This is a genomic window from Nakamurella sp. A5-74 (genome assembly GCF_040438885.1).
Classification (GTDB): Bacteria; Actinomycetota; Actinomycetes; order Mycobacteriales; family Nakamurellaceae; genus Nakamurella.
On record NZ_CP159218.1, the window covers coordinates 2764902 to 2779342 of the forward strand.

13 protein-coding genes are annotated in these 14441 nt (G+C 70.6%); 6 read left to right on the top strand and 7 right to left on the bottom strand.

Annotated features, from left to right (window positions below; translation table 11 throughout):
• Positions 1 to 56: 56 nt before the first annotated feature.
• Positions 57 to 1052 (bottom strand): 30S ribosomal protein S2, encoded by a 996-nt coding sequence (gene rpsB / locus ABLG96_RS12680; RefSeq protein WP_353647746.1) that lies wholly within the window; start codon positions 1050 to 1052, stop codon positions 57 to 59.
• 402 nt (positions 1053 to 1454) lie between these two features.
• Between rpsB and ABLG96_RS12685 the strand changes: the two genes are divergently transcribed.
• The gene (locus ABLG96_RS12685) at positions 1455 to 2027 is read left to right on the top strand and encodes a M23 family metallopeptidase (RefSeq protein ID WP_353647747.1); all 573 of its coding nucleotides are present in this window, start codon (positions 1455 to 1457) and stop codon (positions 2025 to 2027) included.
• Positions 2028 to 2090: 63 nt separating this feature from the next.
• Here the strand turns inward: ABLG96_RS12685 and ABLG96_RS12690 are convergent, their stop codons facing one another.
• The 6 genes from ABLG96_RS12690 to ABLG96_RS12715 all read right to left on the bottom strand — a co-directional run bounded on the left by ABLG96_RS12690 (position 2091) and on the right by ABLG96_RS12715 (position 9541).
• Positions 2091 to 3470: an Ig-like domain repeat protein gene (locus ABLG96_RS12690; RefSeq protein WP_353647748.1), complete on the bottom strand. Its 1380-nt coding sequence runs from the start codon at positions 3468 to 3470 to the stop codon at positions 2091 to 2093.
• 122 nt (positions 3471 to 3592) lie between these two features.
• Positions 3593 to 4627, bottom strand: a complete 1035-nt coding sequence (locus ABLG96_RS12695) for a tyrosine recombinase XerC (RefSeq protein ID WP_353647749.1) — start codon at positions 4625 to 4627, stop codon at positions 3593 to 3595.
• A gap of 170 nt (positions 4628 to 4797) precedes the next feature.
• A complete protein-coding gene (gene dprA, locus ABLG96_RS12700; RefSeq protein ID WP_353647750.1) occupies positions 4798 to 5976 on the bottom strand; it encodes a DNA-processing protein DprA in 1179 nt (392 codons plus the stop codon).
• Positions 5973 to 7487 (bottom strand): YifB family Mg chelatase-like AAA ATPase, encoded by a 1515-nt coding sequence (locus ABLG96_RS12705; protein WP_353647751.1) that lies wholly within the window; start codon positions 7485 to 7487, stop codon positions 5973 to 5975. The genes dprA and ABLG96_RS12705 overlap by 4 nt, the downstream gene beginning before the upstream one ends.
• Positions 7487 to 7933, bottom strand: a complete 447-nt coding sequence (locus ABLG96_RS12710) for a YraN family protein (RefSeq protein WP_353647752.1) — start codon at positions 7931 to 7933, stop codon at positions 7487 to 7489. Before ABLG96_RS12710 ends, ABLG96_RS12705 begins: the two co-directional genes overlap by 1 nt.
• A gap of 342 nt (positions 7934 to 8275) precedes the next feature.
• The gene (locus tag ABLG96_RS12715; protein ID WP_353647753.1) at positions 8276 to 9541 is read right to left on the bottom strand and encodes an MFS transporter; all 1266 of its coding nucleotides are present in this window, start codon (positions 9539 to 9541) and stop codon (positions 8276 to 8278) included.
• Between the two features lie 85 nt (positions 9542 to 9626).
• On the opposite strand from ABLG96_RS12715, the gene ABLG96_RS12720 reads away from it, so the two are divergent.
• The 5 genes from ABLG96_RS12720 to ABLG96_RS12740 all read left to right on the top strand — a co-directional run bounded on the left by ABLG96_RS12720 (position 9627) and on the right by ABLG96_RS12740 (position 14408).
• Positions 9627 to 10301 carry a GntR family transcriptional regulator gene (locus ABLG96_RS12720; RefSeq protein WP_353647754.1) on the top strand — a complete coding sequence of 225 codons (675 nt, stop codon included), beginning with the start codon at positions 9627 to 9629 and terminating at the stop codon, positions 10299 to 10301.
• Positions 10302 to 10403: 102 nt separating this feature from the next.
• Positions 10404 to 11588: an FAD-dependent oxidoreductase gene (locus ABLG96_RS12725; protein WP_353647755.1), complete on the top strand. Its 1185-nt coding sequence runs from the start codon at positions 10404 to 10406 to the stop codon at positions 11586 to 11588.
• Positions 11585 to 11926, top strand: coding sequence for a (2Fe-2S)-binding protein (locus ABLG96_RS12730; protein WP_353647756.1), 342 nt, complete (start codon positions 11585 to 11587; stop codon positions 11924 to 11926). Before ABLG96_RS12725 ends, ABLG96_RS12730 begins: the two co-directional genes overlap by 4 nt.
• Positions 11923 to 13446, top strand: coding sequence for an NAD(P)/FAD-dependent oxidoreductase (locus tag ABLG96_RS12735; RefSeq protein ID WP_353647757.1), 1524 nt, complete (start codon positions 11923 to 11925; stop codon positions 13444 to 13446). The genes ABLG96_RS12730 and ABLG96_RS12735 overlap by 4 nt, the downstream gene beginning before the upstream one ends.
• A gap of 50 nt (positions 13447 to 13496) precedes the next feature.
• The gene (locus ABLG96_RS12740; RefSeq protein WP_353647758.1) at positions 13497 to 14408 is read left to right on the top strand and encodes a dihydrodipicolinate synthase family protein; all 912 of its coding nucleotides are present in this window, start codon (positions 13497 to 13499) and stop codon (positions 14406 to 14408) included.
• Positions 14409 to 14441: the final 33 nt, after the last annotated feature.

Sequence of the window (14441 nt, forward strand, 5' to 3'; positions counted from 1 at the left end):
GTCCGACCGGCCGCGGTGCCCCGCCCCGACGGGGCGAGGCACCGACTTCAAGCAGATCAGCTGGTGGTCTTTTCGGCAGCGACCGGAGCAGCAGGAGCGGCTTCGGCGGCGGGCGCCTCGGCAGCAGGAGCGGCTTCGGCGGCGGGCGCCTCGGCAGCAGGAGCGGCTTCGGCGGCGGGCGCCTCGGCAGCAGGAGCGGCTTCGGCGGCAGGCGCCTCGGCAGCAGGAGCGGCTTCGGCGGCAGGCGCCTCGACCGGAGCGGAAGCAGCAGCACCGTCAGCGGGCGCCTCGGCAGCCTTGCTCTCCTGCAGCAGCTCACGCTCCCACTCGGCGAGCGGCTCCTCACCGGTCTCGGCGGAACCACCGGAACGGGCGATGAGCCCGGCCGCAACGGCTTCGGCGACGACCTTGGTGAGCAGGCCGGCGGAGCGGATCGCGTCGTCGTTGCCCGGGATCGGGAAGTCGACCTCGTCCGGGTCGCAGTTGGTGTCCAGCACCGCGACGACCGGGATGTTCAGCTTGCGAGCCTCGCCGACGGCGATGTGCTCCTTCTTGGTGTCGACGATCCAGACGGCGCTCGGCACGCGGGCCATGTCGCGGATGCCGCCGAGGGTCTTGGCCAGCTTGTCCTTCTCGCGGGTCATCAGCAGCACCTCCTTCTTGGTGCGGCCGTCGAACTCGCCGGAGGTCTCCATCGCCTCGAGGTCCTTGAGACGCTGCAGACGCTTGTGCACGGTGGAGAAGTTGGTGAGCATGCCGCCCAGCCAGCGGTGGTTCACGTAGGGCATCGAGACGCGCGTCGCCTGCTCGGCGATGGCCTCCTGCGCCTGACGCTTGGTGCCGACGAACAGCACCGTCCCGCCGTGGGCGACGGTCTGGCTGACGAACTCGTAGGCACGGTCGATGTACGACAGCGTCTGCTGGAGATCGATGATGTAGATGCCGTTGCGTTCGGTGAAGATGAACCGTTTCATCTTCGGGTTCCAGCGACGGGTCTGGTGTCCGAAGTGGACACCTGCGTCCAGCAACTGACGCATGGTGACGACAGCCATGGCTGTCCTTCCTGCTCGTGCGCATGCCGACCTGGCCCTCCCGGTCGCCCGGGGTGCCCGATTCCGGCCGCATGACGCGGTTTCGGTTGATGCTCGCGGTCGGTGACCGCACAGCCCTGGCGCCCTCGGTGTCCCTGCCCCGATCTTGCGATCGAGGACCTGGAGGAACATCCGCCGGTGCGGCTTTCGTACATCGGCCGCTGGAAAGGACGCGCGAAGTCACCCCGCTGGTGCGGGATGCTCAGTCCATCCTACGGGATGGGACCCGAGCGCTCGACACGTCGTCCTGGCAGGTCGGACGGCACGGCCAGCGGTCTGGCGAGTTGTCAACAGAGGAGTTCTCCGTCCACATCGACAGCCGCCCGGAGCCCCGATCTACGTGGCCTGCAGGACCCTCGGGAGATGGTCTTCGTCCACCCCTCCATCCGGTCTGCCGTGCAGTGGCCGCTGCTGGTCGTCCTCGTGCTGGGATCCGGTCCGGCGGCGGGCACCGGCCCGGCTCCCACACCCGTGCTGCCGGTGTCCCTCCAGGGCACCGCTCGGGACGGGCCTTCCGGCAACGGGTTCGTCGCCCCGCTCGCGGGCGCACCGGTCGTGTTGACGCCCTTCCGCCCACCTGCCGAGCGCTACGGCCGCGGCCATCGCGGCGTCGACCTGGCTGCGACACCGGGATCGAGGGTGCGGGCAGCCGGGGCAGGAACCGTCGTCTTCGCGGGTCCGCTCGCCGGCCGTGGGGTGGTGTCGATCGAGCATGCTTCCGGGCTGCGGACCACCTACGAGCCCGTCGATCCGTCGGTCTCCGCCGGCGCGCGCGTCGCGGCCGGTCAGCCGATCGGGACGCTGTCGCCAGGTCATCCGTCGTGTGCCCCACGGGGCTGTCTGCACTGGGGAGCCCGACTGGGTCCGCAGACGTACGTCGACCCGATGCTGCTCATCGGCAGGATCCGGATACGCCTCGAGCCGTGGAGCCGCTGATCGGCTCCACGGCTCGTGGGGGTGACGCTGGGTCGGCTGCCGCTCGCAGCGACGCCGCGCGGTCTAGTAGGGCGCGTACCCGAAGACGTGCACCGCATCGCCGTAGTCCAGTGCACTCCAGAAGTACCGGGCCGCGGTGTTCCCGAGGTGGACGCAGCCGTGCGACCTGATGCTCAGGCTTCCCTCGTGGAAGGCTTCGCCGCCGTTGAAGAAGATCGAGTAGGGCATCGGGGCCGAGTCGAAGATGGACGACTCGTGATCGATGTCCTTCCAGTAGACGGAGAACATCCCGGTGGTGGTGCGGTAGCCGGGCCGACCGGACAGCATCGGGACCGGGCCGTAGATGATCCTGCCGTTCTCCTGGATCCACGCGAGATTGTGGGTCAGGTCGGCACAGGCCCTGGCGGCCCCGTTGCAGCCGTTCACGAACGCCGCCTTGACCTTGAGGGTCACGGATGCGGATGTGCTGCCGATGTAGTAGCTGTTGCCCCCGTAGCGCACCGACACAGAGTGGCTCCCGGCGGCGATCACCGGCAGGGTGACGGAGGCGCGGCCTGCGGCCAGCTGGACGGTGGCCTTCGCAACACCGTCGACGAGGATCGCGGCTGAGCCGGCCGGTGCGACGGCAGTACCGGAGACGGCCAGCTTCAGGGTGCCGCGGGTGTTGGGTTCCAGCGTCGTGCTGCCCAGGACCACGTCGACCGACGACGGAGCGCGGACCACGTCGAACAACCGGGAGCCGACGCTGCCGAGCACCGGCGAGGAGCCCTGGTACCGGCCGTCGACGCGATACCGGCCGGGCTTGAGCACTGGCACCGTCGCGGTGGCGACAGCGCCGCTGAGGTTGCCGGCGGCGAAGCCGTGGCCGGAGACGTAGAAGGCGACCCGACCCGAGGGGGTATGGACGCCTGATGCGGAGACCTTGGCGGAGACGGCCAGCGTGTCGCCGTAGACGATCCGGGTCGAGGAGCTCACGGCAGTGCGCGAAAGCGTCTGGACCACGACCCGGAAGCCTGCCGAGTAGCGGGCGGCATAGGTGGTGTCGCCGGCATATCGGACGGCAAAGGTGTAGGTGCCTGGGCCGAGCCCGGTGATGTTCGCGGTGAAGGTGCCGTTCCAGGCGACCTTCACGTTGGAGCGCGGAACACCGTTCACGTTGACCACCGCGCGGCCGGTCGGGACGCGCTTGGATCCGGACACCTTGCCCGTGACCGAGACTGCCGATCCCAGGCGGATCGTCGAAGCCTTGGCGGTGGCCGTGATGGTGGGCCTGAGCTGGGCAACCGCTGCCGCGGTCTGCTGGATCACCGGTGCCGTTGCCGCAGCCGCGGCAGGCATGGAGGCGTCAGCGGACACGGTGGGCATCGTCACCAGCGCAATGGCCACCCCGCCGATCGCGATCCCCCGGAACGCGGTACGCGCGCCTGTGCTGATTCGGTGCATTCGAACTCCCGCTGTTGTGACGACTTGTCCTTGATGGGCTACCCCGTAGATGCGCAGACGCGCGCTTCGTTGCGTCCATGGGCACGATACCGGCAAACATCACCCGATCGGCTCACCATTGATCACGCACGCGGGTGTGCCTGTCGGTAGACGGCGGCCAGTCGTTCGTTCGAGACGTGGGTGTAGATCTGAGTCGTTCCCAGCCCCGCATGTCCGAGGATCTCCTGGACCGTCCGCAGGTCGGCGCCGCCGTTGAGCAGATGGGTCGCAGCGCTGTGCCGCAGCGCGTGCGGGCTGACCCCGTCGCTGCCCAGCTCGGTGGCGGTTGCCCGCCGGACGACGGAGCGGACGGCGCGCGGGTCGATCCGACCACCACGGGCACCCAGGAACAGCGCGTCGCCCGAGTCCTGCGTCGACAGGTGCGGTCGGCCGGCGGCCAGCCAGCCCTCGATGGCGCGCTGCGCGGGGACGCCGTACGGCACGGCGCGTTCCTTGTCGCCCTTGCCGACCACGCGCAGGATCCTGCGTCCGGCGTCGATGTCGGTGAGACAGAGCCCTGCCAGTTCCGACACCCGGATCCCGCTGGCGTACAACACCTCCAGCATTGCCGCATCGCGGCGGGCGAGGGCGTGCTGCAGCGCCGCCGCGGCGGGGTCACGGGCCGGCGCGTCTGCCGCGGTGTCGGATTCCCACCGCACCGCCGACCCGACCGCGGCCGCCGCGGTGTCCAGCAGTGCTTCCGCCTGGTCCTCGCGCAGGATCTCGGGCAGCGAGCGGCCTGTTCGCGGCGATGCCAGCCGAGCGCCGGGATCGGTGTCGATCCGAGCGGTACGCAGGCACCAGGCGGTGAACGCCCTGACGGCCGCGACCCGCCTGGCCTGCGAGGTCGTCGCGGCGCCGTGGGTGCGCTGCAGCGCGAGCCAGCTCCGCAGCGCGGGCAGGGTCAGCTGGGTGGGGTGCTCGATGCCCATCCGTGCCACGTGGGTCATCAACGAGACGACGTCGCCGAGGTAGGCCCGCACCGTGGCAGTCGAGACGGACCGTTCGCTGGTCAGATGACGCTCGTAGTCGTCCAGCACGGCGCGGACGGCACCGGACAGCTCGGCACGTTGGGCCGCCCGAACCGGGCGGCGCGGGGCACCACCACCGACAGCCATGCACCGAAGGTGCCCGGCGGCTGCCCCGCGGTCAAGGCGGCGCGCTGCGGAGCGCAGCCAGGAGCACCGTCCCGGAGCACCGCTCTGGAGCACCGTCCTGGAGCGCTCGGGATGACGGGGCGGAGAGCGGCCGTGTGTTGCCGGCGGCTTCCGGACAGCAGCCGCCGATGTCATCGTCGTCCCCAGGTGCCGCTGTCCGCCCGGGCCAGACCCACCAGGTCGAGCTCCGCGAGTGCCGCAAGCACCTCGACCGCCGGGATGCCGGCTTCCGTCGCGAGCTCCCGCACCGTGCGGGTTCCGGAACCGGGCAGCGCCTCGTAGACCCGGCCGACGACGGGCGACAGGTCGTCCGTGGGACGGTGCGGAACCCCCTGCGGGCTCAGGGCGGTGCGGACTCCGGCGGCCTCCAGCACGTCCTGCCCGTTGGTGGCGATCACCACCTGCCCGGACCTCAGCAGGTCGTGGCAGCCCACAGACATGGCCGACGTCACCGGGCCCGGTACGGCCATCACGACCCGGTTCAACGCCGCCGCCGCGTTCGCAGTGCTGACCGTGCCCGAGCGCCGTCCAGCCTCCACGACCACTGTCACCGATGCCAGCGCGGCGATGAGACGGTTCCTGGCCAGGAACCGGTGCCTGGCCGGCGTGGTTCCCGGCGGGTATTCGCTGAGCAGCGCGCCGCGGTCGGCGATCTCGGCCACCAGCTCGCGGTGCGCCACCGGATAGACGATGTCGATACCGCAGGCCAGGACCGCCGCCGTCGATCCGCGGCCCCGCACGCTCAGCGCGCCCCGATGTGCTGCGGCATCGATCCCGAAGGCCGCTCCCGACACGACCGTCAGCCCGTGCGCGGCCAGCTCGGCCGCGATCTCCGAGGCACAGCGTCGTCCGTATGCGGTGCTCGCGCGGCTGCCGACGATCGTCACCGCGCCGGAGGGCTGCGGTGGCAATCCGGTGCCGCGGAGGTAGACACCGAGTGGCGGGAACAGCCCGGAACCGGACGCCTGGAAACTGTCGAACGCCGCGGCCGGCCACTGTGCGTCCTCGGGGCAGATGAACTCTCCGCCCAGTTCGGCCACCACGTCCAGATCGCGGCCGGCCGCGGCCCGCAGCTGCGAAGCCGTGACGCCCTGGGTCCGAGCAGCCACGGCCCGCCGGCAGGACTGCGGCACGTGGCCGCTGACGATCAGGTCCCAGGCCTGCTCGGGTCCGACCTCGGCCACCAGCTGCACCATCGCGGCCGAGGGCGGTTCGACCATCCGCAACAACCCGGCCCTGGCGATCCTGGTCTCGGGCGTCGCCCGCGCCGCCGGTTCGGACGATGAACCGGTCGCGGCTGCGCCGATCACAGTTCCTCCCCGCACCGCAGGGCGAGGGCCAGGGCCAGGTCGGCGCGGATCGGACGATCACGTTCCGCCAGATCCGCGGCTGTCAGCGCCAGCCGCAGAACCCGATCGAAGCCCCTCCCCGTCAACCGCCCGACGCGAACCGCCCGCTCGGCGATCTCGGTGTCGCAGGCATGCGCGCGGAACCAGCGGCGCACGGTCGGGCCCGGCACCTCGGCATTCGTCCGCCAGTGCGTGGACCGCCACCGCTGCTCGGAGCGGAGTCTGGCCTTCTGCACCCGGGCGCCGATGGCTGCCGAACCCTCCACCACCTCTCCGCCGGCGCCGAAGGACGACGGGTCGACCGGCGGGAGATCGACCCGGATGTCAACCCGGTCCAGCAATGGCCCCGACAACCGGCCCAGATAGCGCCGCCGCACCCCGGAGGCGCAGCAGCAGTCGGTGTCACGCGCGGCCGCGCAGGGGCAGGGGTTGGCCGCCAGCACCAGTTGGAACCGGGCGGGGAACCGTACGGTCCCGGAGGCTCGGGACACCAGCACGTGCCCGGACTCCAGTGGCTGCCGGAGCGCATCGAGCACCGTCGGCTTGAACTCCGGGCTCTCGTCCAGGAACAGGATCCCCCGGTGCGCGAGACTCACGCTGCCGGGTCGGATCGTGCCGCTGCCGCCACCGATGACGGCCGACAGGCTGGCCGAGTGGTGCGGGTCCACGAAGGGTGGGCGGGTGATCAGTGGCGACCGCTCGGCGAGCGTGCCCGCCACCGAATGGACCGCCGTGACCTCGAGGGAGTCATCCTCGTCCAGCGGCGGCAACAGGGAGGGCAACCGCATCGCCAGCATCGTCTTGCCCGCTCCCGGCGGACCGATCATGGCGACGTGATGACCGCCGGCAGCGGCAATCTCGAGTGCTTGTCTGGCCACCGGCTGACCCAGCACGTCGAGCATGTCCGGCGGTTCGTCCGGCGGCAGGTCCTCCTCGACGACCCGATCGACGAGCTCGTCCGATTCGCCCCGCAGGTGGGCGACCAGGTCGGCCAACCGCGGGACTCCTCGCACCGGGATCCCGGCGTGCAGGGCCTCACGCAGGTTGCCGACGGGCACCAGGGCGGCTCGCAGACCACCCCGGCGCGCTGCCAACAGCAGCGGCAGCACACCGCGTACCGGCCGGAGTCCGCCGTCCAGCCCCAGCTCACCGATCAGCGCGGTCTCGACCACCCCGCGCAGGGGTACCCGGTCGTCGGCGGCGAGCACGGCGATCGCCACCGCGAGGTCGAACCCGGCACCCTTCTTGGGCAACGCAGCAGGCGACAGCGCGATGGTCACCTTCCGGTCGGGCCACTTCAGACCGGAGTTCGCCAGGGCTGCCCTGACCCGGTCCTTGGCCTGCTGGACGGCCGCGTCGCCGAGACCGATCACCGTGGTGCCCGGCAGTCCGGCCGCGAGATCGGCCTCCACCTCGATCAGATGCCCGAACACCCCTTCCGGGGCGACCGACCACGTCCGCGCGAGGCTCATCAGAACGCATCCGGCAGATACCGCAGCTGGGGTTCGTCCTGGGGCGGCCACAGCACCGAGATGACGTCGAACTGGGTGGCCCTCCAACTGCCGAGACGGTGCTCGGACAGCCAGATCGTCGCCAGCCTGCGGATCTTCCGACGTTTGCCCATCGTCACCGACTCGGCTGGGGACCCGAACCCCTCGCCACTGCGCGTCTTGACCTCGCAGAAGTAGAGCCGATCGATGCCGTCGGTGGCGACGATGTCGAGCTCGCCCTCCCGACACCGCCAGTTCCGCGACAGCACCACCAGACCCATCGATTCGAGATACTCGGCGGCCAGTTGCTCACCCCTGCGGCCGAGAACCCGTCGCGGATCCTCCGCCGGCACCTCGGGTTCCACCTGCGGCTGATGCCGGGAGCCGACATCAGCAGTCCGCTCACCCTGTACTTCGTCCGGCGCCACTGGCCACCTCCCCCACGGACCGACCCGCCGTCGATCACTGCAGCAGGATCGCCCAGATCACGCTCGGACCGGCCGGCCACCCTCCGCGGTGTGGACAACTTCAGGTCTGTGGACAACCGGGCTTCATCAGCGCCGCACTGTCGGACCCAGCGCTCGATCCGGAGACCCGTCGGTCAACGATGCGGCCTCATCCGATCGGCACGAAATGCGTGCTCCGCCCGTCGGTTCGGCGTAAATACGCCGACCAAACACCGCCCGACCAAACACCGACCGACCGACACGACCCAACCAAACACCGCCCGACGAACACCCCCGAACAAGCGCCGCACGGGACAGCACTGATCACTGCGCCGGGGTGACTCCCGGCAGTTGTTCGGGCGGCAGCACCGCGGCACGGAACGGCGAGAGGGTCAACAGCAGGGCGGCCAGCGCCAGACCACCGATCGCCACGCCGATGGTGGGACGGTTTCCCCAGGTCGCCGCGGCCCAGCCGGCCAACGGAGCCGAGACCGCGATCGCACCCCAGTTGAAGGTCCGCATGCAGCCGTTCATCCTGCCGCGCAGACGTTCCGGGGCGACAGCGTTGCGGTAGCTGGTCTCCAGTGGGCCCTTGAGGCCGAGTCCGAACCCGAACACCGCCTGGCCGGCCACCAGCCACCAGATCGCGGCCGGGCCGGGCACCGCGAACACCACCAGCAGGTATCCGAGCGGTGTCAGCCAGTCGGCCACCGCGCACATCGTCCCCACCCCGAACCGTGCTCCGAGCCGCGGCGACAGCCCGGCCGCGACGAACCCGGTGATTCCCGCACAGGCCAGCGCGAAGCCGACCGCCAGCGCGCTCTGCCGCAGCTCGGTGGTCGCGAAGTAGATCAGCACCGTGTTGACCGCGGAGTTGAAGAAGAACCACAGGTGCAGCGAGACGGCGTACCACTTCAGCGTCGGATGGCGGTACAGCCAGCCGGCTCCTTCCCGCAGCTCACGCACCACACTGCGACCCGCGACCGGCGCCGGTGGATGCTCCGACACCCGGACCCTGATGAGCACCACCGCAGAGATCACCCACGACATCGCATCGACCAGCACGGCGATCGGTGCGGACAGGAACCGCACCAACGCGCCGCCGACCAACGGTCCCGCCGACTGCGCGGCCGTCCAGGTCTGCTCCAGCCGGGCGCTCGCCGCGGGGAGTACCGGAACCGGAACCAGGTCGGGGAGGAACGACTGTCGCGCAGCAGTCGAGAACAGCATGGCGATCCCGACCGCGAACACCGCCGCCACCAACAGCCCTACGGTCAGGGCTCCGGTCAGCGCCAGCACCGCGATCAGAGCCGTCACGATCCCCGCCGCGGCATCGGCCGCGATCAGCACCGTGCGCCGCCGCATCCGGTCGATCAGCACTCCGACCAGCAGCCCGAACATCAGGGACGGCAGCCATTGCGCGGCGCGGACCAGCCCGATCTCGGTCTGGTCCGCGTGCAGGGTCTCGATGAGCAGCAGTTGGATCGCCAGGGTGGAGGTGAACGTCCCCAGGTTGCTGACCGCGTCAGCGATCCAGAAGCGCACGAAGGCCGGGTAGGAGAGGGCTCCGGCGGCGCGCATCGATCTCATCCTGTCACCGCCCCGCCCGTCCGGTGTCCGGGCACGGTGCACCGCACTCCTGCTGCGCCGTCGTCCATCGGCGATGATGTCCGCTATGACGTCCATGCCCGGCGGTCCGGAACCGGCACCCGCCGGCGAGACCCTGCGCGCCAGGGTGAGTCGCGAACTCACCGCCGCCGTCGTGTCGGGAGAGCTGGCCGCCGGGACGCTGGTGACGGTACCGACGCTGGCCGTGCAGTTCGGCGTCTCGGCGACACCGGTCCGGGAGGCGCTGCTGGAGCTCGAGAAGCGCAGCTTCGTGGAGGCAGTCAAGAACAAGGGTTTCCGGGTCACCGAGGTCGGGTCGCGGGAACTCGCAGAGCTGGCCGAGGTGCGACTGCTGCTGGAACCCCCGGCCATGTACCGACTCGCCGGCCACCTGCCGGCGCAGCAGGCCGAGGAGTTCCGCTCCTTGGCAGCCGCGATGACGACTGCCATCGCGGATGCGGACCTGGCCACCTGGCTGGAGGCCGACCAGCGCTTCCACCTGGGACTGACCGAGCTGTTGGGCAACGCAATGCTGGTGACCGTGATCGGGGATCTCCGCGGTCGGACCCGACTGGTGGGACTCGCCGGCATGCTGGCCTCCCAGGAACTCGCCCGATCCGCCGAGGAACACCACGAACTCCTGGATCGCCTGCTGACGGGTGACGCAGCGGGGGCAGAAGCGCTGATGCGCACCCACATCGGCCACACGGTCGGGTGGTGGTCGGGGCGCGCCGAGGAATGACTGTCCGGTCGGGCCGCGGGTGATGATTGTCATCCAGCCGGCTCTCGACCCCGCCTGTAATATGTGACATATTACAGACACCGAGCGAGGAGGGGAGTGCTGATGAGCAGGCTGACCGCCGACGTGATCGTGGTAGGAGCCGGCATCGTCGGCGCCGCCTGTGCCCGCTCCCTGGCTGCCACCGGCGCGCGGGTCGTCGTCGTCGACCGCGGTCCGGCCGCCGGCGGGACCAGCTCGGCCGGCGAGGGCAACCTGCTGGTCTCCGACAAGGGGCCAGGCCCAGAACTGGATCTCGCGCTGCACGCCGCGCAGGCATGGACGAGGACAGCCGCCGAGCTCGTCGACGAGCTCGGGCCCGCTTTCCCCGCCGTCGAGTACGAACCCAAGGGCGGGCTGGTCGTGACCAGCTCGGCCGCGGGCGGCGCCGCGCTCCTCGCCTTCGCCGAGACCCAGCGGTCGGCCGGCGTCCAGATCGTTCCGGTGGACGGGCCCGGCGCCCGGGAGTACGAACCGCAGCTGTCCACCGAGATCACCACCGGCGTCTTCTATCCCCAGGACGCCCAGGTGCAGCCGGTGAACGCCACCGAGGCGCTGCTGGCCTCCGCCCGCCGACGCGGCGCCACCGTACTCACCCACCGTGCCGTCACCGGAGCGCTGACGAGCAACGGATCGATTGTCGGTGTGCTGACCGAGCGGGAGCAGATCAGCGCACCGGTGGTACTCAACTGCGCGGGCCCGTGGGCGGGAGCGGTCGCTGCGTCGCTCGGTGTGCAACTCCCGGTGCGCCCGCGGCGCGGCATGGTGCTGGTGACCACCCGGATGCCGCACCTGATCTTCCACAAGGTGTACGACGGCGACTACGTGGCGGCGACCCAGTCCGCCGACACCTCCCTGCAGACCAGCAGCGTCGTGGAATGCACTGCAGGCGGGACCGTGCTGATCGGTTCCAGCCGGGAACAGATCGGGTTCGACGACCGTCTCCGGATCGCCGTGCTGGCCGAGTTGGCCGCAAAAGCGTTGCGGCTGTTTCCGTTCCTCGCCGACGCATCCGTGATGCGGGCCTACGGCGGATACCGCCCGTACATGCCCGACCACCTGCCGGCGATCGGCGCGGACCCACGGTTGCCCGGCCTGTTCCACGCAACCGGCCACGAGGGCGCCGGTATCGGTCTCAGTGTCTCCACAGCGGACCTCATCACCGCGCTCGTCACCGGCACCACTCCCCCGCTCGACCCCACACCCTTCGCCCTCACCCGGACCTCGCTGCACGCGGAGCAGGTCGCATGACGCCGACCCCCGTCGATCCGGGCCGCGACCCCGCCCACCCCCGTGAGTCCGCGCCGATCACGATCACCCTCGACGGACGGGAAGTCACCGGTCGGTCCGGGCAGACCGTTGCCGGGATGATCCTGGCGGCCGGCATCCAACAGTGGCGTCGCACTTCCGTCGGCGCGGCGCCGCGAGGCGTGTTCTGCGGCATCGGAGTGTGCTTCGACTGCATCGTCACGGTCAACGGTCTACGGGACGTCCGGGCCTGTCTGCGCCGAGCGCGGGACGGCGATGTCGTTGTCGCACAACATGACCGACTGCCGGCCGCCCCGGCTCAGCACACGGATCCGTCGTGAACGCCCGGCATGTGGTCGTCGTCGGCGCCGGTCCGGCCGGTCTGTCCGCAGCGGCTGCTGCCGCCGAGCGCGGTGCGACCGTCACCCTCCTCGACTCGGCAGACCAGCTGGGAGGCCAGTACTGGCGGCACCTCCCAGCCGAACGTGCGGCTGAGGACGAAGCCGTTCTGCACCACGGGTGGCAGACCTTCGGGCAGCTGCAGGCCACGCTGGCAACCAGCCCCGGAGTGCAGATCGTGCGCCAGGCCCAGGTCTGGTCGCTGGAGACCGCCGGGACCACCACGGGCTCGCAGAACGCAGCCGCCGTGCTGCACGTGCTCATCGGCGAGGTCGACAGCCCGGATCGCCGCCTGCTCACCCTGGGACCGGACGCACTGGTGCTGGCGACCGGCGCCCACGACCGGACGCTGCCGTTCCCCGGCTGGACGCTGCCGGGCGTCTTCACCGCCGGCGCCGCTCAGGCACTCGCGAAAGGCGAACGCATCGCCGTCGGCGAACGGGTCGTCGTCGCCGGAGCCGGACCGTTCCTGCTCCCGGTCGCGTCATCGCTGTCGCAGGCCGGCGCCCGGGTCGCTGCGGTGATCGAGGCCGGAACCCTGCGCTCCCTGGCCGCCGGCTGGCTCAGCAAGCCGTGGCAGCTGGTCGGCGCCGCGCACAAGTCCGGTGAGCTGTTCGGGTATCTCACCCATCAGCTGCGCGGCCGGATCCCCTACCGCACCGCGCGCGCCGTGATCGAAGCGCACGGCAGCGACCGCGTCGAAGCGGTGACGACTGCCGCGGTCGATCATCGCTGGGCGCCGATCCCCGGCACCGAGGAGCAGATCGCCTGCGACGCAGTGTGTGTCAGCCATGGCTTCACTCCGCGTCTGGAGTTGGCCATCGCGGCGGGTGCCGCCATCTCGGCCGAGCGTTTCGTCGTGGTCGACGCAGACCAGCGCACCAGCGTGCGCGCCGTCTTCGCCGCCGGCGAGATCACCGGGATCGGCGGTGTCGACGCCGCACTGGTGGAGGGCCGGATCGCCGGCCATGTCGCCGCGGGCGGCAGTCACCGCGATCGGGAACTCGGCACCGCACACCGGGATCGTCTGCGCACCACGGCGTTTGCGCACCGGATCGAAGCGGCGCACGGCATCCGGCCGGGCTGGACCGGGTGGCTGCGACCCGACACGATCGTCTGCCGCTGCGAGGAGACCACCCTGGCGGCGGTGCACAATGCCGTCGCCGCCACCGATTCCCGTTCGCTGCGGTCGACGAAGCTCAGCACCAGGGCCGGTCTGGGCATCTGCCAGGCCCGCATCTGCGGCCGGAGCGTCGAGACCCTGCTGGCCGAAACCACGGACACCACCGCAGCGAAGTTCACGCCGCCTCCCGGTTCCGGGTCGGACGGTGCTGGATCTGACCGGCGCCCGATCGTCACCCCCATCCGCCTCGGCGAACTGGCCGCCCTCACCGGCGATCCGGTCGTCATTGATCCCCCTCCCACCTCCGGCCCCCCCACCGCCGCACATGCCCACCCCTGATCACGCCCACCCCACCACCCTTGCCACCCACCACACCCAGGAGTCCTGACATGTCCCGCATCGATCTCGGAGGCGTCGTCGTCGCCACCACCCTCGCGTTCTCCGACGACGAGTCCGCCCCGGCCGGTCTCGCCGTCGACTACGACAAGTTCGCTGAGCACTGCGATTTCCTGATCGCCAACGGCTGCCGCGGCGTCGGGCCCAACGGATCGCTCGGCGAGTACTCCTCGCTGACCGACGAGGAGCGACGCAAGGTCGTCCAGGTCGCCGTGGAGACAGTCGCCGGGCGCGGCATCGTCGTCGCCGGCGTGCACGGCGTCGGCTGGCACCAGGCGAAGAAGTGGGCCGAGATCGCGGCCGAGGACGGTGCGGACGGGGTGCTGTTGCTGCCCCCCACCATCTACCGCGCCAACCGGTCCGAGGTCATCGAGCACTACACCAAGGTCAACGAGGTCGGTCTGCCGATCATGGCCTACAACAACCCGTTCGACACCAAGGTCGACCTGACACCGGACATCGTCGCCGAGATCGGCGCGCTGGACAATGTCGTGGCGATCAAGGAGTTCTCTGCCGACATCCGCCGGGTGCTGGAGATCAAGGAGACGAGCGACATCGACGTCATCGCCGGCGCCGACGACCTGCTGCTGGAGTCCCTGATGATGGGTGCAACCGGCTGGTTCGCGGGGTACCCCAACGCTTTCCCGAAGGAGGCCGTGGAGATCTACGACCTCGTCCAGGCCGGCGACTTCGCTGCCGCCAAGAAGCTCTACACCCACCTGGTCGCCGTGTTCCGCTGGGACTCGCGCACCGAGTTCGTGCAGGCGATCAAGCTGTCGATCGACATTGCCGGGCAGAGCTTCGGCGGCCGCACCCGCCCGCCACGCGGACCGCTGTCGTCGGAGCACGAGGCGCAGGTCCGCACGGAGACCGAGGCGGCCCTGTCCTACCTCGCATCCCGCTGAGGGCACACTGTCGTAGATCGAACACTGGGTGCA